The sequence below is a fragment of the Cupriavidus sp. CuC1 genome (genome assembly GCF_044627735.1).
Lineage (GTDB): Bacteria > Pseudomonadota > Gammaproteobacteria > Burkholderiales > Burkholderiaceae > Cupriavidus > Cupriavidus ulmosensis.
In genome coordinates this window covers 1-22,642 of record NZ_JBIUHC010000161.1, presented here as the reverse complement: position 1 = coordinate 22,642, position 22,642 = coordinate 1, and the positions used below count along the sequence as shown (strand labels likewise).

The 22,642-nt window shown below is 60.4% G+C and carries 22 protein-coding genes and 2 pseudogenes; 8 read left to right on the top strand and 16 right to left on the bottom strand.

Going from position 1 to position 22,642, the window contains the following annotated elements:
* Positions 1 to 158: 158 nt before the first annotated feature.
* From ACGLHR_RS41945 to ACGLHR_RS41905, 9 genes and pseudogenes are all read right to left on the bottom strand, one after another.
* Entirely contained in the window at positions 159 to 857 is a 699-nt protein-coding gene (locus tag ACGLHR_RS41945) for a glutathione S-transferase N-terminal domain-containing protein (RefSeq protein ID WP_400101741.1), read from the bottom strand.
* A 144-nt stretch (positions 858 to 1,001) separates the two neighbouring features.
* Positions 1,002 to 1,547: a carboxymuconolactone decarboxylase family protein gene (locus tag ACGLHR_RS41940; RefSeq protein WP_400101740.1), complete on the bottom strand. Its 546-nt coding sequence runs from the start codon at positions 1,545 to 1,547 to the stop codon at positions 1,002 to 1,004.
* A 229-nt stretch (positions 1,548 to 1,776) separates the two neighbouring features.
* Positions 1,777 to 2,702: pseudogene (locus tag ACGLHR_RS41935) on the bottom strand (LysR family transcriptional regulator).
* Positions 2,703 to 2,786: 84 nt separating this feature from the next.
* On the bottom strand, positions 2,787 to 3,527 hold the full coding sequence (locus ACGLHR_RS41930) for an SDR family oxidoreductase (protein ID WP_400101738.1): 741 nt from the start codon (positions 3,525 to 3,527) through the stop codon (positions 2,787 to 2,789).
* A gap of 75 nt (positions 3,528 to 3,602) precedes the next feature.
* Positions 3,603 to 4,052: a GNAT family N-acetyltransferase gene (locus tag ACGLHR_RS41925; protein ID WP_400101736.1), complete on the bottom strand. Its 450-nt coding sequence runs from the start codon at positions 4,050 to 4,052 to the stop codon at positions 3,603 to 3,605.
* A gap of 159 nt (positions 4,053 to 4,211) precedes the next feature.
* Positions 4,212 to 4,709 (bottom strand): YkgB family protein, encoded by a 498-nt coding sequence (locus tag ACGLHR_RS41920; RefSeq protein WP_400101734.1) that lies wholly within the window; start codon positions 4,707 to 4,709, stop codon positions 4,212 to 4,214.
* A 129-nt stretch (positions 4,710 to 4,838) separates the two neighbouring features.
* Positions 4,839 to 5,015: pseudogene (locus ACGLHR_RS41915) on the bottom strand (cupin domain-containing protein); the annotation flags it as partial.
* A gap of 15 nt (positions 5,016 to 5,030) precedes the next feature.
* Positions 5,031 to 5,648: a nitroreductase family protein gene (locus tag ACGLHR_RS41910; protein WP_400101733.1), complete on the bottom strand. Its 618-nt coding sequence runs from the start codon at positions 5,646 to 5,648 to the stop codon at positions 5,031 to 5,033.
* Between the two features lie 347 nt (positions 5,649 to 5,995).
* On the bottom strand, positions 5,996 to 6,427 hold the full coding sequence (locus ACGLHR_RS41905; protein WP_400101731.1) for a cupin domain-containing protein: 432 nt from the start codon (positions 6,425 to 6,427) through the stop codon (positions 5,996 to 5,998).
* A gap of 87 nt (positions 6,428 to 6,514) precedes the next feature.
* On the opposite strand from ACGLHR_RS41905, the gene ACGLHR_RS41900 reads away from it, so the two are divergent.
* Both ACGLHR_RS41900 and ACGLHR_RS41895 read left to right on the top strand, forming a co-directional pair.
* Positions 6,515 to 7,930, top strand: a complete 1,416-nt coding sequence (locus ACGLHR_RS41900) for a PLP-dependent aminotransferase family protein (RefSeq protein WP_400101729.1) — start codon at positions 6,515 to 6,517, stop codon at positions 7,928 to 7,930.
* 184 nt (positions 7,931 to 8,114) lie between these two features.
* Positions 8,115 to 8,888, top strand: a complete 774-nt coding sequence (locus ACGLHR_RS41895; protein ID WP_400101727.1) for an NAD-dependent epimerase/dehydratase family protein — start codon at positions 8,115 to 8,117, stop codon at positions 8,886 to 8,888.
* A gap of 622 nt (positions 8,889 to 9,510) precedes the next feature.
* On the opposite strand, the gene ACGLHR_RS41890 is transcribed toward ACGLHR_RS41895, so the two are convergent.
* Complete coding sequence (locus ACGLHR_RS41890) at positions 9,511 to 10,425, bottom strand: hypothetical protein (protein ID WP_400101725.1); 915 nt, start codon at positions 10,423 to 10,425, stop codon at positions 9,511 to 9,513.
* Positions 10,426 to 10,884: 459 nt separating this feature from the next.
* Here ACGLHR_RS41890 and ACGLHR_RS41885 point away from each other — a divergent pair, with 459 nt between their 5' ends.
* Both ACGLHR_RS41885 and ACGLHR_RS41880 read left to right on the top strand, forming a co-directional pair.
* Complete coding sequence (locus ACGLHR_RS41885; RefSeq protein WP_400101723.1) at positions 10,885 to 11,271, top strand: hypothetical protein; 387 nt, start codon at positions 10,885 to 10,887, stop codon at positions 11,269 to 11,271.
* A 21-nt stretch (positions 11,272 to 11,292) separates the two neighbouring features.
* The gene (locus ACGLHR_RS41880) at positions 11,293 to 11,817 is read left to right on the top strand and encodes a tripartite tricarboxylate transporter substrate-binding protein (RefSeq protein WP_400101743.1); all 525 of its coding nucleotides are present in this window, start codon (positions 11,293 to 11,295) and stop codon (positions 11,815 to 11,817) included.
* Between the two features lie 840 nt (positions 11,818 to 12,657).
* On the opposite strand, the gene ACGLHR_RS41875 is transcribed toward ACGLHR_RS41880, so the two are convergent.
* The 5 genes from ACGLHR_RS41875 to ACGLHR_RS41855 form a co-directional block, all read right to left on the bottom strand.
* On the bottom strand, positions 12,658 to 12,924 hold the full coding sequence (locus ACGLHR_RS41875; RefSeq protein WP_400101721.1) for a hypothetical protein: 267 nt from the start codon (positions 12,922 to 12,924) through the stop codon (positions 12,658 to 12,660).
* Positions 12,925 to 12,975: 51 nt separating this feature from the next.
* Positions 12,976 to 13,941: a tripartite tricarboxylate transporter substrate-binding protein gene (locus tag ACGLHR_RS41870; protein ID WP_400101719.1), complete on the bottom strand. Its 966-nt coding sequence runs from the start codon at positions 13,939 to 13,941 to the stop codon at positions 12,976 to 12,978.
* 70 nt (positions 13,942 to 14,011) lie between these two features.
* Positions 14,012 to 15,352, bottom strand: coding sequence for a glutathione-disulfide reductase (gene gorA / locus ACGLHR_RS41865; protein WP_400101717.1), 1,341 nt, complete (start codon positions 15,350 to 15,352; stop codon positions 14,012 to 14,014).
* Between the two features lie 16 nt (positions 15,353 to 15,368).
* Positions 15,369 to 16,655, bottom strand: a complete 1,287-nt coding sequence (locus tag ACGLHR_RS41860; protein WP_400101715.1) for a CaiB/BaiF CoA transferase family protein — start codon at positions 16,653 to 16,655, stop codon at positions 15,369 to 15,371.
* Between the two features lie 10 nt (positions 16,656 to 16,665).
* On the bottom strand, positions 16,666 to 17,367 hold the full coding sequence (locus tag ACGLHR_RS41855; RefSeq protein WP_400101713.1) for a glutathione S-transferase N-terminal domain-containing protein: 702 nt from the start codon (positions 17,365 to 17,367) through the stop codon (positions 16,666 to 16,668).
* Between the two features lie 134 nt (positions 17,368 to 17,501).
* On the opposite strand from ACGLHR_RS41855, the gene ACGLHR_RS41850 reads away from it, so the two are divergent.
* A complete protein-coding gene (locus ACGLHR_RS41850; RefSeq protein ID WP_400101711.1) occupies positions 17,502 to 18,452 on the top strand; it encodes a LysR substrate-binding domain-containing protein in 951 nt (316 codons plus the stop codon).
* A 100-nt stretch (positions 18,453 to 18,552) separates the two neighbouring features.
* Positions 18,553 to 19,788: a CaiB/BaiF CoA transferase family protein gene (locus tag ACGLHR_RS41845; protein WP_400101709.1), complete on the top strand. Its 1,236-nt coding sequence runs from the start codon at positions 18,553 to 18,555 to the stop codon at positions 19,786 to 19,788.
* 361 nt (positions 19,789 to 20,149) lie between these two features.
* Here ACGLHR_RS41845 and ACGLHR_RS41840 read toward each other — a convergent pair whose 3' ends face one another.
* Positions 20,150 to 20,749 carry a 2-hydroxychromene-2-carboxylate isomerase gene (locus ACGLHR_RS41840; protein ID WP_400101707.1) on the bottom strand — a complete coding sequence of 200 codons (600 nt, stop codon included), beginning with the start codon at positions 20,747 to 20,749 and terminating at the stop codon, positions 20,150 to 20,152.
* Between the two features lie 328 nt (positions 20,750 to 21,077).
* Here ACGLHR_RS41840 and ACGLHR_RS41835 point away from each other — a divergent pair, with 328 nt between their 5' ends.
* Both ACGLHR_RS41835 and ACGLHR_RS41830 read left to right on the top strand, forming a co-directional pair.
* The gene (locus ACGLHR_RS41835; RefSeq protein WP_400101705.1) at positions 21,078 to 21,536 is read left to right on the top strand and encodes a hypothetical protein; all 459 of its coding nucleotides are present in this window, start codon (positions 21,078 to 21,080) and stop codon (positions 21,534 to 21,536) included.
* Positions 21,537 to 22,039: 503 nt separating this feature from the next.
* The coding region (locus ACGLHR_RS41830) for a hypothetical protein (RefSeq protein ID WP_400101703.1) at positions 22,040 to 22,642 on the top strand (603 nt) is incomplete at its 3' end.

Here is a 22,642-nt window from a genome sequence, read left to right as displayed (position 1 = left end):
CCATGTCAAGCATTTTTCGATTTCTTGAATCCGTTTCCAACCCGCTCGTTGAGCGGGCCTGAATGTCTAAAGTTGAGAACCATAGATATCCTCGCTTGAATTGAATTTGAGCGGCTCCATGCGCTCGCCAGCCGTTGCGGTATCCATCTACATGCACTCTAGTCGCGAGGCGGAATATTGATTCCCTTTTGAACGGCTGGGCGCGCGAGGCCGCGATCGAGCCATGCCTGCACATGAAGAAAGCGGTCGAAGCCGACGAGCTCACGCGCTTCGTAAAAGCCGATCAGGTTACGCACCCAGCCGAGCAGCGAAATATCGGCGATGCTGTAGTCAGCGCCCATCACCCAGTCGCGGCCCGCGAGCCGTTCGTCGAGGACACCGAGCAGCCGAGCTGATTCGGTTGCGTAGCGGTCGCGCGGGCGCTTATCTTCATAGGCTTTGCCGGCAAATTTGTTGAAGAAGCCGACCTGGCCGAACATCGGGCCGACACCGCCCATCTGCCACATCAGCCACTGGATCGTTTCGTAGCGCGTGTTGGGATCGGTGGAGAGGAACTGCCCCGTCTTGTCTGCGAGGTAGATCAGAATCGCTCCCGATTCGAACAACGCCAGTGGCCGGCCGTTCGGCCCTTCGGGATCGTAGATCGCCGGAATCTTGCCATTGGGATTGAGTGCGAGGAAGGCCGGATCGTGGTTTTCGTTCGCCATGATGTCGATGCGGTGAGGCTCATAGGCAAGGCCTGTCTCCTCCAGCATGATGCCGACCTTCACTCCGTTGGGCGTCGGTAAGGAAAAAAGTTGCAGCCGATCGGGGTACTGCACCGGCCAGCGCGCGAAAATTGGATGATCGAGTGTCACATTCTTTCTCCTAGACTTGTCGGGTCATACGAAAAGCCCGGACGCGTTCCCAAGAATCTTTCCCGGGTGCCTCCGGGCTTTGGCGTTACGCTCGCATCAAACCTTCAATCACCCTCGGAGAGGGTCGATGCGACCGGATAGAGTTCAGATCGAGCCAGCCGGCGTAACGGCGGGAAAGTCCTTCTCGGGATCGAACACGTTATTGAAGAAATTCGTAAGGGAGTACATGGCCACCAGCGCCACGATCTCCATGACGTTCGCATCCGTGTAGCCGGCTTCGCGGACGGCTTTCAGATCGGCGTCAGTGACGTTGCCGCGGGCCTCGATGACTTTGCGCGCAAACTGGACGGCGGCGTCGCGCTTCGGGTCACTGGCCTGGCCCTTCCGAGCGAGAATGATTTCATCGGCCGGCAGCTTGGCCAGATGCTCGGCCGTATAGCTGTGGACTGTCAGGCAGTAGTTGCAGCCATTCACTTCGGAGACAGCGAGGCCGATGCTGTCACGCGTCTTCACGTCGAGCGCCTTACTCAAGGAGCCAAGCAGGGTGGCCCATGAGTTGAACGCGATGGGGCTCTGCGCGAAGGTCGCCATCATATTTGGGGTGAACCCGATGTTCTTGGTGATCGCATCGAGGGTCGGCTTCGAATCGGCCGGCACCTGTTCCGGCTTTAGAGCAGCAGTTCTTGGCATCGTAGTCTCTGTAAGTTGCTGGTTTCACTAATTGGGGAAAGTCCATGTGGGAACGATCCCTCGGCTTACTTCGTGCCCAAGTCTTGGGTCGAAGCTGGTCAGGCCTTCAAGTGGGAGGTACCTTGTGTTTGCCTCTCACTTGGCGGCCGCTTAGTCGTTCGGCGTGATCGCGCCTTTGATCGCTTTCCGTCATCGAGAGCTTGTCGCGCCGCAACTCCGACTCGGCAAACTAGGCCGCCAGTCGCTGCGGTGCCGCGCCGAAGTGCGGGTGCCGCGAGAAAATCTCGGCAGCCCAGTTCACGAATACGCGCACCTTGGCCGACAGGTGCCGGTTCTGTGGATACATCGCCGAGATTGGCAGTTCGTCGGTTTGCCACTGGGTCAGATTTCCACCAGCCGACCACTTTTGATATAGGGCTCGGCCATCGCGTGCGAGATGCGGGCAATTCCGTGGCCTTCCAATGCGAAGCCCAGGTAGACGTCGGCATCGTTGGTCGAGATCACCGAAGGCAGCAGAACTTCGCTGCGTTCGCCCGCACAGATCAGCGGCCACGGCGTCTCGCGCCCGGTGCGGTTCGACAGGAAGTTCACCGCCTTATGCTGCGCCAATTCTGTGAGATCGTGAGGTGTACCAAAGCGGCGCAGATAGATCGGTGATGCATAGAACGCCAGCTTCACCTGGCCGATGCGACGTGCCACCATCGATTCGTCGAGCCCACCCACGCGCAGGACCACATCCACGCCTTCCTTGAGCATGTCAATCGGCTTGCCGTTGGTGGTCAGCTCGAGCTTCACTTCCGGATACGCGTTGAAGAAGTCGTGCAGTCGCGGCATCAACACCATTTGCGCGAGTCCGCTCGTGGTGTCCACTGCTAGTGTGCCGCGTGGCGAGTTGTTGTGGCGCGTCAGCGACTGTTCCGCTTCCTCGACGTCGGCCAGGATGCGGACGCAGCGTTCGAAATAGGCCGCGCCTTCGGTAGTCACACTGATGCGGCGCGTGGTCCGGTGCAGAAGCTTGACTTCGAGGTGGGTCTCCAGACTCTGGATCAGGCGGGTGACCATGGCCTTTGGCAGATCGAGCGACTCTGCCGCACGCGCAAAGCTGCCGACATCCACCACCCGAATGAATGCCTGCATTGAGACTAGACGATCCATGATGAAAGCTTTCGAACGGAGTAAGACCTAAGCTACGGGGCGGGCGCGCATCGCGCAGTGTCGACGCGGCCCGCGACGGACTGATCAGGCGTGTAACCACTGCTCGAGATTGAGGACGCCGAGACGCGCCTTGCCCCATGGTACGAGCGACTTTTCCTCTAGTCGCCCACCGAAATATCGGGCTTCGGGATCTTTCACGACCTTGCGCGGGTCGCCGACCGCCTTCAAATAGCGAGCGATGATTTCGTTGAACGGCGCTCGTTCCGGGCCTGCGATCTCGATAATCCCGTTTCGCGGATTGGCGAATGCAACTTCGACGACGACGGCGGCGACGTCATCGGCCGCGATAGGCTGAAGCAGGCCCGACGCGATCCTGACGACGCTTCCATCCGTACTCGCATCGGCGATGCCGCCGAGGAATTCCAGAAACTGGGTCGACCGGATGATCGTGTAGGGGATACCCGAAGCCTCGATCAGTTTCTCTTGCGCGACTTTGGCGCGGTAATAGCCTTGGCCGGGTACCCGGTCGGTCCCGACGATGGATAGCGTGACATGGTGCCGAACGCCCGCCGCGGCCTCCGCCGCGGCAAGGTTGTGGCCGGAGGTCTCGAAGAATTCCAACACCACCTGGGGGGCAAATGAAGGCGCATTGGAGACGTCGATCACCACCTGAGCGCCGGCCATGGCTTCGTTGAGCCCTTCTCCGGTGACGGTGTTGACGCCACCTTTGGGCGACGCCGCGACGACCTCGTGGCCGCCCTCGCGCAGAATGGCAACGGTCTTCGAGCCAATCAGGCCAGTGCCGCCGATCACGACTATCTTCATGGGCTTTCTCCTTCTGAGTATCGGTTGGTTTTCGGCGATGCCGCACGAGTCTGAGGACAGACCCGAACCACCGTGTCAGGCAAATAATTTTCGGTACTGGATGAACTCCGAGCGATCAGCGATGCGGTCGTAAAGCTGCATGGCGTTATGGTTGGATTCGTGCGCCAGCCAGTGCACACAGGACGCCCCGCGACGTTTCGCATCCGCATACACATGCTCAATTAGGGCGCGGCCGATACCGCTGCCACGCGCTTTGTCCGCAACAAACAGGTCCTGGAGATAGCAGTGGTCGCCCGTCGCCCAGGTGGATCGATGGTAGATCGAATGCACCAACCCCAACGTTTTCCCCCCACCCATGGCAAGCGCTGCATGCAACGGCTCCGCTGGGTCCAAGAAGCGTGCCCAGGTCCGGAGCGTCACGGACTCGGGGATATCCACTTCGTAGAACCGCTGATAGCCTTTCCACAGCGGCAGCCAAAGATTAAAATCGTAGTTCTCAATGGCTTTGATCTCGACTGATTGCATAGAATGCTCCTGAAATTGAGGATGCTGGCCGCCCGGCTGCTGCACGGGGACGGCGCGCGGTCGTGGCCGAACACCTCCAACGGGCGATTGAAGGCGCCGGTGATCCGCCGCATGTCCGCGCGTCGGCGGAAAAGAGCGCCAACGAGGCGCCATATCCACTCATGACTTCGGAACGTTGAGCCACGGGCCACGTAGAGATGCCAAGAGAAGGGAAATCGATGCAGCTAGTAGAACAAGATCCTTAAGAAGGAACTGGCCCGGTGTTGCCGAAATCGCCGGAAATCCACCCGCCGTCGCTTCTGCTACTCCAGGTGTGCTCACAAAGAAGGTGAGCGTTATGAGATAGGTCGCGGCGGACATCGCCGCTCCCAAAGCGGAAAAAATGGGCTGAAAGGCCCCAAGAATAAGAGTCGCAGCGGTGAATAGCTCAAGTACGCCTATAACGTAGCTTGCACCTTGAACGCCAAATAGGGTGTGCAGCCAACTCATGATCGGACTGTGTTCGATGAACGGAGCGATACCGGCTGCTTCGTATGCGGTGAACTTCATTCCACCGAACCAAAGAAAGATAACGACCAAAGCCCATCTAAACAGGGCCAGGAAGTTCAGAGAGCCGGCGCCCTTTTCAGCGATTTGAAGACGAATCGGACTGGTCATTTGCGATCCTTCTCAAGTTGAATGTGCCTCTGACAGCAATGCAAGCTCACCGCCCTTCCCTCGTGGCGCTCGCGGGTCTTGCACGGTGCGAGCCTTCAATGCTTGGCGCTGTCGAGTGCGTCTGAAGGTCTATTTGATGGGCGTGGCCATCACCCTGTCATTGGTGTCGAGGACGAAGACGGCGAGCAGCTTCGCCGGCTCGGTCTTGCGCGCGTTGCGGCTGCTGGAATGAATCGCTCCCGGCGCTTCGGACCAGCTCTCGCCAGTCCGATAGATGCGCGTCTCACCGGCGTTCACCTTCGACTCTGGTTTCACTAATAATTAGACGAGATCCAGCACATCGGCCACCGGACGGCGCGGCTTCTGCGGCCAGTTTCCCGGGCGCTCCGCCCCTACGGACAACAGCAGGACCGGCACTTCGTCTTCGGCCAGTCCGAACTCGCGGTGCACCGCTTCGGCATCGAAGCCGATCATCGGCGTCGAACCCAGGCCCAGCGAGCGGGCCGCATAGATCATTGCCGCCGCACCGAAGGTGGCGGTGCGTACTGCCTCGTCGCGCTGGCGCTGCGGGTACTCCATATACAGATTGCGCGCGGGGATTTCCCATTCCGGCACCATCTCTGCCGGCATGACGCCCGCCTCCACCAGCGGCGCCAGCCGATCTGGTATGACGCTCGAATCGGCCAGCTGACCGCAGACGATGAACGTAACGGCTGCTTCGGTGATCGGGGGCTGGTTCCAAGCGATCGGACTCAGCCGAGCCTTGGCTTCAGGCGAGCGTACGGCGATGAAGCGCCAGTTCTGCATGTGGAAGGATGTCGGCGCGCTGGTGCCGATTCGCACCAGCCCGCAGATTTGGTCGTCGCTCAACGTTGCGGTGGGGTCGTAGTACTTGGCAGCGCTGCGGCTCAGGATAGATTCGATGACGGCGTTGGTCATGGTGATTCCTATGGGTGAAGGGATAAATTGAGGTGCACGAACGCTTTCGCTCTACACGTACCTGGTTTCGTCCGAGGTGTTGGGCGGCGTTTTCTCCTCTGCTTCTGGTGGTTGCTGCACGGATGAGTCTCTTGCAGTCGGCCCGCAGTACTTCTACACGCGTGCACCGCCGCATAAGCAGATCGACCCACGGCGGTGCGATGCCCCCGCCCCTCATCGGCAATCGATCGCGCTGCCGCCTCCAGCCAGAAACCGAGACCGTTGACGAAAGTGCAAAATCACGGACGCCCGGCGGCGCAACGTGCTTGCGGCCGTCCGTGTGCTCCTTTCGCGCTCCGAGATGATGTTTACTTGAGCGGCGTGGTCAGTTCTTTGTCGTTGCTATCAACGACGAATACCGCCAACAGCTTTGCAGGTTGGGTTTTGCTCGCGTTCCGGTTCACGGGATGGCGTGAGCCCGGCTCCTCGAAGAACGCCTCCCCGGCCTTGTAGATGTGTTCCGGCTCGTCGTTCACCTTGCTGGCGATGCTGCCCGAGACAACATACGCATAGATGAACGCCGACTTGGCATGGGTATGAGGCAGCGAAGCGCCCCCGGGCGGATAGAAGACTTCCACGGCGACGAGCGATTTACCCGGGCTGTTTTGTATGGCGTGCGAAAAGTTCGGCTTGACGACATCGCCCGCACCGAGGGTTTCCGCGCCATGAGCAGCAGCGACCCCGGAAAAGGCCATGCCAGCAGCAACAACGAGAGAAAGAAGTGTCCGTTGACGTTTCATGTTCAGCTCCGTGAGGGCTAGAATCATGAACTTAATGTGGTTCGCATAAAAGAACCAAAAACCTGAAATCCTAATGCACCACGAAACATGACGAAAATCCTGGATTTGCAGGTCGACCGCGCGTCCAAAACATCACTCGCAGAACAGATACGCGCGGGAATCACCGGCGCCATTGAGAGCGGGGTACTGCCTCCAGGTGCCAGGCTGCCGTCGTGGGTCGACCTGGCCGTGCAGCTTGGCGTGGCGCGGGGCACCGTCAAGACCGCGTACGAGCGGCTGACCGACGCGCAGTTGATCGTCTCGTCACGTGCCGGCGGAACAAGAGTTTCCGAGCACGCGCCGGCAGTGCGCCCGAGCACGGACCGGACGCGGTCGATCGAGACGGATCTGCGATCGGATCTATACCAGCACTTCCTGCCCGGCCCCGCAGTGTTTCAGATCGGCGTGCCCGCATCGGACTGTTTTCCGACCACATTGTTTGCACGACTGCGCGCCCGTGCGGCGCGCGATGAAGTCGAAGCGCCGGCGTCCTATCCGGACCCGCGCGGCGAGCATGAACTCCGCCGGGAAATCGCCGCGCATCTCGCCTTATCACGCGGCATCGAATGCCAGCCCTCGCAGATCTTCATCACGGCAGGTTTCTCGGGAGCGCTCGGTATAACCTTACGCGTGCTCCAAGCCGAAGGCCGCAAGGCATGGGTCGAAAATCCGGGCTTTCTTCCGAGCCGTAGGGCTTTGTCCATTTCCCAGCTCACGACTGTTCCCGTGCCTGTCGATGATGAAGGCATTGACGTCAGCTACGGCGAAACGCACGCACCGGATGCCGCGCTGGCGCTGGTCACTGCGGGACAACAGGCGCCCCTGGGCCCGACGTTGTCGCTGGCCCGCCGGGTGCAACTGCTCGAATGGGCGATTCGCTCGGAGAGCTGGATCATCGAAGACGACTACCTGGGCGAACTCCAGCTCAAACGCCATGCGGCGCCGGCGCTGGCATCACAGGATCGAGCGGGACGGGTCATTCATGTCGGAACGTTCAGCAAGACGATCAGCCCGACCTTGCGGCTGGGCTTCGTCGTGGTGCCACCGGCCCTGGTATTCCGTTTCGAGGAAGCTGTGGCCTGCCTGGCTTCCGCACCCGGGCCAGCCGTGCAGATGGCGACGGCAGAGTTCATGCGAGACGGCCATTACATGCGGCACTTGCGGCGCATGAAGCGCATCTATTCGGCCCGAAGCCATGCGCTGCTGGCAGACCTCGAGTGCCGGGAATTCGAGGCCTATCCGGCCGGACTGGCAGTGGTGGTGCGGCTCCCCGACGACGTCGACGACAAGACGATCGCCCGGGAAGCCTACGCCTATGGGCTCGCGCCCGCGCCACTGTCGCGCTGGTACTGTTCCGCGTCTACGCAGCGAACGGGGCTGCTACTCGGGGTGGCGACAGCGATTGAACAGCAGATTCCAGCCGCTTGCGATCGCCTGCTCCACCTGATCCGAAAGTTCACCTGATACATGGTAACTGGCCTGTTGTCGGCTTGGTGGTACAGAGTTTCTTCTGTCTTTTGGTGCTTTCTTGACGAGGAGCGCGAGGTCACAATGGCGCTCACGCGTCACTTCACGCTTCGCCTTGTCGCTGATTCACCACTGCGCTGCGTCGCCGTGCAGTGTCAAGCTTCGCGAACTTGGCGCACGTGTGTCCCTGGCGGATGCCTTTCACGCGGAGTCTGTAGTGGATGCCATCGCAGCGGCGTCGCCCGACGTGGTAATTGACCAGCTCACGTGGCTTCCCGCAAATCCTGCTGACATCATCAAATCCATGCCCAACGATACGCGCCTTCATCGCGAAGGCGGCGCCAATCTGCTTGCCGCCGCCGAGGCGCTGGGCGTGAAGCGCTACGTTTTGCAATCGCGGGGTTTTTACCTCGAGGCTCCGCAGGGAACACTTGCTGGCGAGGCAGCCCAGCTTCGCTACGACGCCCCTGGCGAGATCGGCGAAAGTGCGCGGGTCATCGGCGCCTACGAAGATTCCGTCATGCACTCGATCTCGGTGGAAGGCGTGGTCCTGCGCTATGGATTCTTTTACGGTCCCGGTACCTGGTACAGGCCCGATGGGGCCGTTGCGGAGCAGGCACGGAACTGCGACATGTCGATCATCGGCGATGGCAACGCTGTCTGGTCTTTCGTCCATCTCGACGACGCCGTGGCGGCAACGGTTGCATCGCTGACGGCCGACCCCGGCGTATACAACTTGGTCGATGACGATCCGCTCCCGGTCGCTACGTGGATGCCGGCATTTGCTCGCTGTGTCGATGCGCCAACGCCCGCCCGCGTGGGCGTTGATGAAGCCCGACAGGTCGCCGGCGACGAAGCGATCTACTACCACACCCGGCTAACTGGCGCGTCTAATCACGCGGCAAAGGCGAAACTAGGTTTCGCGCCGCGTCCGTTGCTTTGGAACGATGGCTGAGCGTAGTTTCCCTTCCTGGGAGCGTCCCAGCCGCTTGCAGGATCACGCCCAGTCGCTGAAATGCCAGATCGATCTGTTCCTCGACACTGTCAGGCACGGACCCATCGGCGCGGATGCCGATCTGGGCGGCCACTTCGCTAGTGCTCTCGATTCCTATGCCAGCAGCGGAACGTATCAGCCAGGTGCTGTCGACAAGATAGCGCCGGCCTCGCTGTGTCCCCCCGGAAGAGGCTACGAAGCTCGGCCTATCGTCGTCCCATCCCGGCCAGGGAGCGACGTTCGATGTCGCCCCGACCGTGCCATTCAGACGACCGCTTCGTCCAGGAAACTGCCGTTGGCGAAGCGCACGGACCAAGACCGACAAGCTTGTCGTTGAGGTCCGAGAGCTGTGACGTGGCCGACCCCGAACTTGTGCATCCGTTAGCTATCCAAACGCGAATCGCAATGCCGTCTCCTTTCGCGCGGCCGGCACCAGCATCACGTTGTCTGCAAGCGGCGGTCGACTATATGCATGTTGACGAACTCGCGCGACCTGCCGGCATTTGGCAAACGCGATCTCGCGTCATGGCCACGCCAGGTTCGACCGACCAAGCCCTGAGTCGCTCCTACCTCCCCGCTACCCTCACCGGTCCAGCGACTCGTACCAGGGCCATCCCCCGGTACCCTCATATCTCAGAAGTACGAGTCCATGCTTTCCTTGCACGAAAAGCAGGATGTCGAACAGGCGCGCCGGATGAAGAAGCATTGATACCACCGACGCCCACGCGGAATGACGGCCGACTTCCGCGATGAGTTCCTCGAAGACCTCCGGCTCGGCATACCAAGCCTCCCCCACAAGGTAGGGTAGCGTCAGAATCGCGAGCGATGCGTACGTCGTGGATGACTCTCGAATGCTCGCAACCGGAAAGCCCCTGTACATTCCCCTCAGACCGGCGAGTGTGGCGCCCTTCTTGACGCGACCGTCGAACGCGACGGTATATCCCGTCAGAAGCAGCAAGGCCTTCATGACGTATGTCGCCTGCGTACAGCGTTTGAAGACGCCATCCGCCAGCGCAAGGAGCAGGGTCAAGACCGCTTGATCCAGTTCATCAGGGGTGTACAGCGGCCCCGGCGCGACGCGCTTACGCCCATGCAGCCGCGGAGGGTTCATACTCAATTCAGCCAGCTTCGCAAGGGGCTCACGCAGAACACGCAGGCACCTTACGACGTCTTCCTTGTCGCGCAGCCCAGGCATAGCGGGAAAGTTCCGCTTCAGCCCCCAGCCCTCCAGTACTCGCATCAGTGCTTCGGCGAGTGCGATGGCGCAAGCAAGGATGCTGCGATTGCCTTGCGCTTCATAGAAGGCGTTACGAGCCTGCAGTATGTCAAGCGTGTCCTGTACATAGTTCGCCGGGAAGTACTGAACGATCGCCCTTGCGGCATTCCGGGGGCTCTCAACGAGACGAAGACGACCGCCCACCGTGCTGGGCGTCGCCGGAGAAATCTCGGCTGTGAGGCCGCTGCCTTGCTCATCCGGTGCATCGTATAGTCGGTCCATGGGGTTCGCTCCGCAGTTGAGATCCAGCATAGGGCATACACCGGGTTGTTCTACAAGGCCTTTTTCGCAGATTTCTCCGTTTCTTGGCTGCCACCCTACCTCAGTCAGGTTTCGGTGCTGCGCAGGCGCATACCGCCGGATAAGACGCTGCTCCAAGTCATCCATCTCGACCGCCTCCACGGGCATAACGTCGCCTTGGTCCCAGTCATCTTAGAGTGCATCCGAGCAAGCCGCGTCCCCGACTCCACGTGAGGAACCCGATCTTGCGAATCGCCGTCACCGGCAACATCGGCTGTGGCAAGTCCACGGTCGTCGAGATGCTCTTGGCACGCCTGGGGCCGAGACCAGCCAGGAAGGGACGCGATGCTCCATAGCTACAGAAGTTGACGAAGACGGCCCTCTTACGTGGCGTGTTCGTCAACCGCTTTCGAGTTCTCAGGACCTTCTGGAAATTCCGACTTGAACATTGCTTCAAGTTCAGGAATCAGGGTGACGGCAGTGCGATCCTTTGCAAAGCGCTTCCTTCTCGCGTCGGTTGCACGGATGGTGGGATTTACGGCAAGCACCATGGGTACGGATGCCACGATCGAAATTGGAACCGTTGCACGTCTGAAGGCGCTGCCTGGGCAGTTCACTCCCACAGAACGATGGATTCGCGACCAGTGGGACAACTGGGCGGATATTGAGGACGTCTATCATCTGGAAGAGCAGTGCATTGCCTACTACGGCGTCAAAGTCCTAGACGTCGCTGACGATATCCGTCGTGAGATTGGGGATGGCACAGGCGACAGCGGAACGTTGAGAAAACACTATATTTCCGAGATCGCTTCCCGGGATTCCGTTTAATCTCATCGATGAACGCCTTGGCTGAGGTACTATTACGGGTCTGCCGGAAAAGGTAGCGCAGTGCACATGGCAGTGGAACTGCTCAAGTACCAGGAAAAGTTGGACGTTGGCCACGTCCCCTTTCGTGGCGCGAACCGGGCTGTCCAATCGGTGGTCGCCGGCGACACCCAGTTCATTACTGACGCTGTCTCCACCGTTGGACCAATGGTGCAGGCAGGCCGCCTGAAGGCACTTGCCGTGACGACGGCGACGCGATCCTCCGTGCTTCCCGACGTTCCGACCATGCGCGAGTCGGGCTTTAGTCGCCGCGAGACATCCATGTGGAACAGCGTCATGACACCGCGCGGCACGCCCGCCCCTGTCATCAAAAAGCTGAGTTTGGCCCTACAGTCCACAATGAAAGACCCCGACGTACAGCAGCGCCTCGCAAAGCTCGGTGTCGAACCCGTTGTCGACCCCAGCCCAGAAAAAGCCGCAGCGTTCGTTCAGTCAGAAACTCGTCGGTGGACCGAGATCATCCGCGCCGAGAACATCCGGTTCGATTGACAAGATTATTCGCAGAATCTTCGCGGGCGCTAAGTCTTTCGAGTGGCCCGACCAACTTGCCCGTGGGACGGACTTTATGCGCTCGAGCGGTCTGAGCCGTTGCTCGATGCTCAGACTCTTCAGTTGCGCCGCGCGCTGCACTGAGTCAGTACCGCCACCGTCATCCGAGGCTCTGTTGCGCCAGCGAATTGATCGTACTTCGCTTGGCTAGTCTCGCGTCTTCGCAAACGGTATTCGACAGCGGACCGCATCGCCACAACTGAAACTCGACGGCACCGACCCGCACCATCGGTTCGTGGAGTAGCATCGTGCCGCGACGAAGGTGATTTCCCGAAACCAACGCGAGGTCAAAATCCCCGCGCGCGACGCGGGGAATCAATGTGGTCGACTGATCATAGACGAGTTCGCTCTCTACGTCGCTGTGACCGGTGAATCTCTACTGCGGCACTCGATACTCGCGCGGCCTTGCTGGCACGCGACTGCATCCAGAGCTAGACTAGCGAACGCTTCGACCTAGCCTAGCTGCGCAGTGGTGAGCGGACGGGACCGCCGGCTCTTGCCCGCGACACTCACAATTTCTTCGGAACTTGCCTCTCGCACGACGTGACGATGCGCCGTTTGGATATTGCGCGGCTGCTCGTGGCCAAAGGGACCTGGGGCGCAGAGTCCGTCATCAGCACAGGATTCGTCGATCAGGGCCAGATGACGCGACAATTTATCAGCGCTTTCGGGTTGATCCCAGCCGCAGGCTGCGCCTGCAGCGTGACGGCAACTGCCTCTGAGCTGCACTAGACAGTGGCAGTTTCACTGTTGCGAATCGGCCAAGACCCGGAACCCAATTCAATCAGCGTCCCGCATCGACTCACGGAGGCGCTCCGCCACCTCCGCAAGAATCCCCTCAGCAGCAGCGCTCACCTCGCGCTCCCTGCCCGGCGGTATCCACGTCGATTCGACATCGACGATGGTGCCCCTGCACTCACGTCCCGCGCAAGCATCTGCAACATGCCGTGCCGCCGCGGCTGCAATGGCCCTAGCGGCCGGCTCGCCTTTGAACAACATCAGCGCAGCGGCTTCCTGCGCGACGCGCTTGGCGTCTTCGGATTGCACTTCCATATCCGCGTGTGCCGGCCTGGTGTCCATCATCTCCTCCTTTGACGCCTAGTCGATAAACGCGTTTGCTTGCTTGATTACGGGGCTCCACCGCGCCATCTCGCTACGCAGTTGGGCGGACAACGCTTCCGGCGTCGCACGGTCTTTCGAAACCGGAATGGCCCCCAACTTCTGCAACCCTTCCCTGAACGTTGGATCGGTCACTGCGTCCTGCAACGCCTTGACCAATTTGGCGACCACCGGTTGGGGTGTCCCCTTGGGCGCGTAGATGCCATGCCATACCGTTACCTCGAACTCTCCCAGCCCTTGCTCGCGCAGCGTCGGCAACTTGGGCAATGCCGCGAGCCGTGAAGGCGTCGTACTCCCATACGCTTTGACCCGGCCCGTGTTGATCGGCTGAAGCGTCGTCGTCACCTGGTCACAGAGCAGATCGACTTGGCCACCCTGAATATCTACCATCGCCGGCGCGGCGCCCTTGTAGGGAACGCTTGTCATCGCGGAATGAAGCTGACTCATGAGCATCAGCCCGCAGAGATGCGACGCCGTACCGATTCCTGCATTCGCGAGGTTGATCTTCTTCTGGTTCGCCGAGATGTAGGCGCGCAACTCGTTGAAGCCATTGGGCGCGAGGTTCGGGCGCGCGACGAGCGTCATGGGAACGTCTGCAACGAGCCCGATATACTCGAAGTCCTTGGTTGGATCGAAGCGCAGCGATTTGCTCAACGCCGGCAATGTGGCCATGCCAATGTTATGGATCAGGAGGGTGTAGCCATTAGGCTCGGCACGCACCACCGCCTCCGACCCCACGATGCCGCCCGTGCTCGCGCGATTCTCCACGACGACAGTCTGTCCCAGGGAACGTCCCATCGCCGCACCCAGATGGCGCGCGACAACGTCGGTGGGACCGCCAGGGGAAAACGGGACCACCAGTGTCAACGGGCGCGTGGGGAATGACTGCCCAAACGAAGGGCTGCATGCCAGCCATCCGATAGCAAGTGCCGCAACGTACTTCATAGCCTGTCTCCTTACATCGTAATTTTTAATTTGCGCAAATGAATAACTGATGCTCCCCGTCCTGCGACTCTCAATCGTGGCTACGCATGGTGACGAACTCCTCCGCGATACTGGGATGCAGCGCAACGGTTCGATCGAACTCACGCTTGGTGATGCCTCGCTGCAGTGAAATGGCACCCATCTGAATAATTTCAGCAGCATCGCGTCCCACCATGTGCATACCCAGGACGCGATCACTTCGCTTGTCGACGACGAGTTTCATCATGACGCGCTCCGGGCTGCCAGCGACTGCTGCTCGCAGCGGGCGGAAGTTGGTCCGATAGACCGCAATATTGGGAAGCGCCGTGCGTGCCTCCCGCTCTGTCATCCCGACACTGGCGATCTCGGGCGTGGAGAACACTGCCGTCGGCGTGAGCCCGAAGTCCGGTGCCCGACACTCGGCCTTCCCGAACAGCGACTCGGCGAGCCACTGCCCCTGGCGTATTGCAACGGGGGTGAGGTTCAACTGGCCAATCGCGTCGCCGATGGCATAGACCCCTTCCAAGGACGTTGCATAGCGCTCGTCCACGTCGATGGCGCCACTTGGCGTGAGCGCCAGCGCGCCCGCTGCGGCCTTCGTGTTGGGCCGACGGCCGGTCGCGTTCAGGATGACGTCCCCTTCATAAACGGTACCGGCTCGATCTGTTACCCGATAGCCAACAGGCAACGCTTCGATGCGGTGGACCTCCGTGTTCAGATGCATATCAATGCCCTGGTCGAGGTAGGCACTGGCAATGCCGCTCTGGATATCCGGATCGAATCCCCTGAGAACGGAGGCGCCCCGGTGCAGTACGATCACGTCCGCACCAAGCCCCTTGAATATCCCGGCAAACTCGAGCGCGATATACCCACCACCAATGATCACGACGCGGGCCGGCAGATGCGGTAACGCAAAAACATCATCCGACGTGATGCAATGCTCGGCGCCAGGAATGTCCAGCGGGGTGGGCGTCGCGCCAGTTGCCACGATGATGTGCTCGGCTGATATCGCCTGGCCGGAGGCGAGACGGACGCGCCCTGCGGCTTCCACAGCGGCCCGTTCGTCAAAAATGGTGACCCGGCTTCCATCCAGACCTTTGCGGTACAGACTTTCCAGTCGACCGACTTCCTCCCCGATCCGGTCGCGCAACGCACTCCAGTTGTGGCCGACGCTTTCGACGCCCCATCCGAAGCCAATTGCGTCGGTTGCTTCCGAACGAAAGCGGCTCGCCGTGACGAGAAGCTTCTTCGGCACACAGCCTCGAATCACGCAGGTACCGCCAACCCGAGACTGCTCTGCAATCGCTACGCGTGCACCGAGGGCCGCAGCGGTGCGGGCGGCTCGTACGCCCCCAGATCCGGCGCCTACCACAAACAAGTCGAAGTTTTCCATGTGTCTTCCCACCCGATCACCGTGCAATCGCAGCCTCTTCGGCCGTCTCGCCAGCCGGTTCCAGCAACCGGTCGCGCACCAGTACGCCTTCGGCATACAAGGCGTCGATCTCCGCCTCGCTCAGCCCGGCGATGTCTTTCAGAACCTGCTCGTTGTGCTCACCCAGCAGGTCCGCCTTCAGGGCGGATGCGTACTGCCAAGCCGAAAACCTGGCCGGTGGCCCCGGGATCTGGAACTCGCCAACGTAGGGATCGGAGACAGTGCGGACCACGCCGCGCTCCTGCAGGTGCGGATGGTTTATCGCCTCACGCAGACTGAGCACGGGCGCACATGGAATTCGCTGTTGCTCCAGGGCTGCAATCGCGGCGTCACGGGTTGGAAAGCCGGAGAGCCACGCCTCCAGGATTTCCTTGAGCTGATCGTTGTTGTCGCGGCGCAGCGCGGCGGTGGCAAATCGCGGATCGGTCAACAGGTCCGCTCGCCCCAGAGCCGTGGCGAATTGCTCCCATTGGTGCGGTAGCGTGGCTAATGTGAGGTAGGTGCCGTCACCGCAGCGAAAGATGCCGGTTGGTCCGCCGTCAGGATGCTGCGAACCTGTGCGCTTAGGCTCATAGCCTTTGCGGAGACCGACGCGTGGAATTGCCACTTCATGCATGTTGAAGTAGGTATCCAGCAGCGATGTCTCGATGTACTGTCCCTCTCCTGTTCGCTCTCGATGCAGCAGCGCGAAGCCTACCGCCATAGCGGCTGCCACACCGGTTGAAGCATCGCCAATCGCCATCGTGATCAGCGCCGGGCTGCCGTCCGTCTCGCCGATGAGATCTGTCACCCCAGCGTAAGCCTGCGCGACGTAGTCGTAGCCTGGCTTGTTGGCCAGCGGCCCCTTCTGTCCAGCAAGGGAAATGGAACACATCACAAGCCGCGGATTGAGTTTCTTCAGCGCGTCATAGCCAAGGCCGAAGCGGTCCATGACACCCGGCGAGAAGTTCTCGACCAGCACGTCGAACTGCGTGATCATTTTGAGAATAAGCTCGCGGGCCTTGTCGTGCTTCAGATCGAGCGCAAGACTCTTCTTCGAATGGTTGTGCTGAACGAAGTAGGTGCTCTGGGAGCAGCGTTTGTACTCGGGCTTCTGACTGCGCAGTCCGCCGATTCGGGTGCGGTCGCCAAACGGCGCGAGCTCGAGCTTGACGACATCGGCCCCCATTTCAGCAAGGATGCGGGTGCAGGTCGGCCCGGCCACGATCTGGGTAATGTCCAGCACGCGAAAGCCGGTCAGCATTGGGGATTTTGTTTGCGACATGTTTTGTCTCCTATCGCGCGGCGAACTGGCTCTTGCCAAACAGGTTGTCCCACCGTTCACCGCTGGGCTTCGCGCCTGTCTTGTCGACCTTCTCCTCCAACACAGCGATGCCACGTTGCACCGCGGGGCGTTCGCGCACGGCGGAGTACCAGCGCTGAAGGTTGGGATAGTCCGCAAGGTCCTGGCCCTGCCATTTGTGGGCACGCAGCCAGGGATAGGTAGCCATATCGGCGATCGAGTATTCCCCGGCCAGATATTCGGTGTCTGCGAGACGACGGTCGATCACGGTGTAGAGCCGACGCGCTTCGTTCGTATAGCGGTCAATCGCGTAGGCGATCTGCTCTGGCGCGTACTTGCGGAAATGGTGGGCCTGCCCGAGCATCGGACCAACACCGCCCATTTGGAACATCAGCCACTGAACGACCTCATAGCGTCGGCGCGTATCCTGAGGCATGAATCGGTAGCCGCTCTTCTCGGCCAGGTACATCATGATGGCGCCCGACTCGAACATCGAGATGGCCTGTCCGTCAGGACCATCATGGTCGATAATGGCGGGGATCTTATTGTTCGGACTGACGGCCAGGAATTCCGGCGCAAACTGCTGACCCTTGCCGATATGCACCGGAATGACGGCGTAGGGCATCGCCAGCTCTTCAAGGAGGATGGAGACCTTGTAGCCGTTCGGGGTGCTCCAGAAATAGAGATCGATCATCTCGATAAGGTGGCTGGTTACTGGTGGAGCCATCTTAGAAATGTCGCGATCGTTGCGCCAATACTGTGTCCCGCTTGGGGCATGTCAAAAACTTATGGCTATCCGTCGCCAGCCTTCGCGCCATACAATTCGCCATGGAATTCCGACAACTGAAGTACTTCGTACGCATCGTTGAGCTGGGAAGCGTCTCGCGAGCGGCCGCGGATCTTTACACCGCGCAGCCAGCTCTCAGTCAGCAGATCGCCAAGCTGGAAGACGAACTCAAAGTGAAGTTGCTGGCCAGAAGCGCCCGGGGCGTCTTGGCGACCGAGGCGGGCGAGGTCTTCTATCGCCATGCGCGTGCCATGCTTCGGCAGGCGGACCTCATGAAAAGTGACGTCCAGCATGCCGGCGAGCATCCCCAGGGAACCGTTTCCGTTGGCCTGCCAACCAGTGCGGCCACGATTCTTGCACCGCGCCTGCTTGCGGCGGCGGCCAGGCAGTATCCGGATATTCAGCTCCAGATTACCGAGAGCCTCAGTGGCCACCTTCAGGAACTGGTCGTGAACGGCCGCATCGAGATGAGCCTGCTGTTTGAGCGCGTGGACGGCTCTGGCGCGGTCCGCGAGACGAGACTCGGCACCCATCTTGAGGTAAGCCCGCTACTGACTGAGAGCTTGATTTTGCTGTCATGCAAGCAGCCAGGCGACGCCTTGCCTGACGAAGTCAGCATCGCGGATGCGGCGAAGCGCCCGCTGATTCTCCCCGGGAAATCCAACATTACGCGGCAGATTATCGACGAGGCATTCGAGGCTGCGGGCCAGCGACCGGTTGTGCTGGCGGAGCTCGACTCGCTCGCAACAATCCGCGCTGTCGTTGCCAGTGGCGTCGGCTCGACCATCCTGTCGCCGTCCATTCCGGGCGGCACGGCCGACCTCACTGTCCAGCGTATCGTCGGTGCTGCACTGCAACGAAGGCTGTCACTATGCACGTTCGACATCATGCCGCTGAGCTCCGCCGCAAGGCGCATCATGGAGTTGATCCGCGAAACTGCGCTGACGCTGGTCGCCGAAGGCGCCTGGCCCGGAGCCTCGAGGATCGATTAGCCATACGGAATCGCAATACCGCCACCGCAAAGTCCTATTGGCCGGTTCCAAGGCTGCCTGTCTAGACTGCTCATGCGTCTAACCAGGCAAACGGCACCCCATGACAAAACGGATTCTCGAAGGCATCAAGATACTCGACCTCACCCGATTCTTCTCCGGCCCCCAATGCACATTGTTCCTGGCAGGACTTGGGGCGGAAGTCATCAAGATCGATGACCCGGGCGTCGGTGACCCGACAGCATTCTCGCCTCCTTTTGCAGGCCCGCAAGGCGTCTCCTTCGAAAAACGCTCTCCCCATGACATGGGTATCGCGTACCTGAAGCGCGCCCGCGCCAAGAAGTCCACCACCCTGAACCTGAAGAGCGCCGAAGGCAAGGAACTTTTCATGCGCATGGTCAGGAACGCCGACGTGGTAGTGGAAAACTTCAGCGCCGGCGTCGCCGATCGCCTCGGCATCGGCTACGACGTGCTGCGCGAGATCAATCCGGCCCTCGTCTATTGCTCCCTGACCGGCTACGGTTCCACGGGGCCGGCGCGGAACTTGAAGGCCTATGATCTGATGGTGCAGGCAGCCGTCGGCTTGATGAGTATCACCGGCCAACCCGAAGCGGGGCCGACGAAGGCGGGTTCTCCGCTGTCGGATGCCATCGCCGGGCTGTTTGCGGCCTTCGGGGTCGTGGCGGCGTTGAACTACCGCCAGCGAACCGGCCACGGGCAGTCGGTCGACGTTTCCATGGCGGATTGCCTGCTGTCATTGATCCTCGACGAGCCGCTGGATTGCTATCGCGAACTCGGACTCTCCTTCCAGCAGGGGAATCGCATCATGCGTTTCTCCCCGTTTAACGCCTACAAGAGTGCGGATGGCTGGGTCACGCTCGGGACTGCCAGCAACGACGACTGGGGCACACTCCTGGATCTGATGGGACGCTCGGACCTCAAGGACGACCCGGACGTCATGTCCGTTTCCTGGCGACTGTCGAACAATGCGACGGTTGACGAGATCGTCTCGACGTGGACTGCAACGCTTCCCACGTCGGAGATCGAACAACGGATGCGGTCCGCGAAGATCCCTTGCAGTCCGGTACGAAACATCGATGACGTTCTCGCGTGGGAACAGACCGTTGCGAGGAACATGGCAGTCTCGCTCTGGAACCCCCTGGCGGAGGCTGCGATGAACGTCAAAGCTGCGGCTTTCCCATTGCGCTTCGGCCATGCAGACGTTGGTTATGACACGCCCGCACCGGTGCCCGGCGCGCACACTGAAGAGGTGCTTCGCGAGATGGCCGGCGTAGACGCCACCGAGTTCCAACGGCTGCGGGAACACCGGATCATTTGAGCTTCAGAGGGGCGGTGAGCGCCCCTGCCGATTACCTGGCCGCACGGTGACACACATGTCGCCGTGGAAAGTCCAATTTCCAGGCACACCAGAATCGCACCGGCAAGGCTAAGGCTTTTCTAAGGAGTTGGGAGAAAGTTCGGCCGTAGTTGCCGTCCCGCTGCCGCAACGTGAGATCAGCAACCAGGAAACAGGCGGCGCTTGCGCCGCGCGTGCGCGGTAGTGCGTCGGCACAACATGAAACGACACGCGGCCCTCATTGCGTGCTGCGCGGCGGCAGCGAACCCGCGAGTGGCCTCCTGAATGTTGGGCTGCCCGACGATAGGAGCCGTAGCGCCGGGGAGTCCATCGCGCGCTGGTACTACGCGGCGCGCGCCAGTTCTTCTTCCATGAAGTCGAGGCGATCCTTACCCCAGAACATCTCGTCTCCCACGTACATCATCGGCACGCCAAACACGCCGCGCTCGACGGCCGCGTCGGTGCTTTGCGCAAGCTCGGCGCCGACTTCGTCGCTGGAAGCGGTCTCTTCAAACCAGGGGAAGTCGACACCGAGGGACTCCACAATGGATCGCAGGCCTGCGTACTCGACGATGCCGGCATCGCCACGCTCCCAGTACGCTTCCATTACCCGTTCTACGTACTCCAGTTCCAGACCCTTGCGTCGCATCGCCAGGGAGCCGCGCAGCACCCTGCTGGACTTGATCGGAAACTGCCTGGGGATCTGAAACGGCAGATTGTACTTTTCGGCCCAACGCATCAGGTCGCGCTTTCGGTAACGGAGCTTCGACTTGGGCTCCTTCATCAGTTCGTACTCGTTGTTCCGGAAGACATACCCCAGATTGTAAGGATGCAGGACGAGTTCTGCATTGTGGCGCTCAAGGATCGGCTTGATCAGCTTGATAGCGAAATAGGTATTCGTGCTTCCGACATCCCAATACAGGTCAACTCGCTTCTTGTCCATTTCGACTCCTGTTGATTTGAAACAGGTTCAGTCTATGGAAGCCGCCAGCGTCTGGCTAATACGGTTTGGCGATTCGGGTATATCGGAAAACTATTGGCGACTCGCTGCCTGAACTCGGCATCATGCACATTGCGAACCGTCGACCCCAACCGGATCGGCCATGTCGGGACGTGATCGAGAGATTCTCTGCCGAATGACGTCAGGAACCCACGACCGAGCGCGCAGCCATGTGGCGACCCTAGCGTGCGCCGCAGAACGAGATGCCGCTTACTGCTATCGGCAGAAAATGCATGTGATAAATCACTACTCAGGCCCTATGAGCGGCATCATGCACACCAACCCGCCCGCGAAGTCGAGACAACTTCCTTCGCAGGACAAGCCTCCGGCTCCGCTTCGGATGGTCAGGTCATCCCGCTATCCAACCGCAACGGACATGCTGCATTGCATCCGGGCGTCTGTGCGGCAGATACAGCGCGAGACTGGAAACTCCCACCATGACACCACGCTCGAGATCGAGCGTCGGCTGGGCTGGCTGCTTGGACAGGCCATGGTGACTCGATCACCGTTCGATATAGCGATTGTTCTCGGGAGCGGAGCCGAACTGATGATGTTTCCGGATGCGCCGACGCTTGACCAATGCGCCGCAGCCGTCGACGCTGCCGGGCAGCGCGCCTTGCGCAGCGTCGTGTGGGCGGTCCGCCATCGCTGCAGCAAAGCTGGGCACAGAGTCCGGCGCTTTACCATCGATCCCTGGTTGGAGGCCGGCCGCGGCTCGGCTGCTCGTTGAGGCACGTTTCCAGCCGTATGCTGCCGCAAGGCTGAAGTGGCGAACGTCAAACGCCTTTAGTGGCATGCACTAGTGCGGCCGCTATCGCTAGGGCCCGACGCCCTCGCCTCCAGCATTGAAGCAGTGAACCGGCCACTGCCCGCCCTCTACCAGTCGTCCGGTAATCGTGAGAAGACGTTGCCATACCGTCGTCACGGCCAACGAAGCGGGTAGGGTCGCGGCACGGCAAAGGTAGACCTGTCGCGTGAATCCAACTCGGACCTCGGCCGCATCCTGATGTCTACAGGCCACATGCAGGCTGCGGCGGAGGTCTCATAGACCAAAGTCGGCCACAAGCAGCCGTTTGCGACGTTAGTCACGCCAGTAACGGACATTCGACATGCCCAGTAAAGTCGATGACAATATTCGACCGACGGATACTACCAGGCACCTAATCCCCGGGTAGATTCGCCATCAATGTATGATTCCAAAGACGACATTGAAAAAAGAGCCTAAGAACTAAAATGCTAAATCGCCAAGATCTGGAAGAAGACTTTTCCGCCGTGACGGCACTTGAAGGCGGCCTATTCCGCTGCAGCGACGTGCTGCCCAAGCGGACTGTTTACTACTATCTTCGATTTGGCGAGAAATCGACCAATCAGACAGACTTCCTCCTAGTTTCCGACGACCTGGAGGATGGCGCTTTTGCCACGGTTGTACTCTCAAGCGTGTCGACGTCTCCCAGCAGGGGAACCCTAACTATGGTGCCGCTGCCCGATAATCCTTATGGCTTCTCGCAGTTGGTTCTGGCACCGCCAAGATTCCACGAATACTTTAAAGGGCGACTTGACAACAAGCGGGAGCATCTAGTGTGCTGCTTCCCTATTCACACGTGCGAGTTCTCCGGTAATGAGTCGGCCCATGAGTTCGCCACGCTTCGACGGGAGATCGTAAGGCCGGCAAGCTGGCAGCGCGCCATCGCACCTAAGATCGTCATGCGATTTGAGAATCCGAAGACCGGCTCTGGGACTGGTACTAGGGAGGTGTTCGCCCAATCCACCCAAGTTAAGCCTCCCTCAGCAAGCCTTATAGGCGGCATGTCGATGAGGCTTATTAGGTGGGGGGTG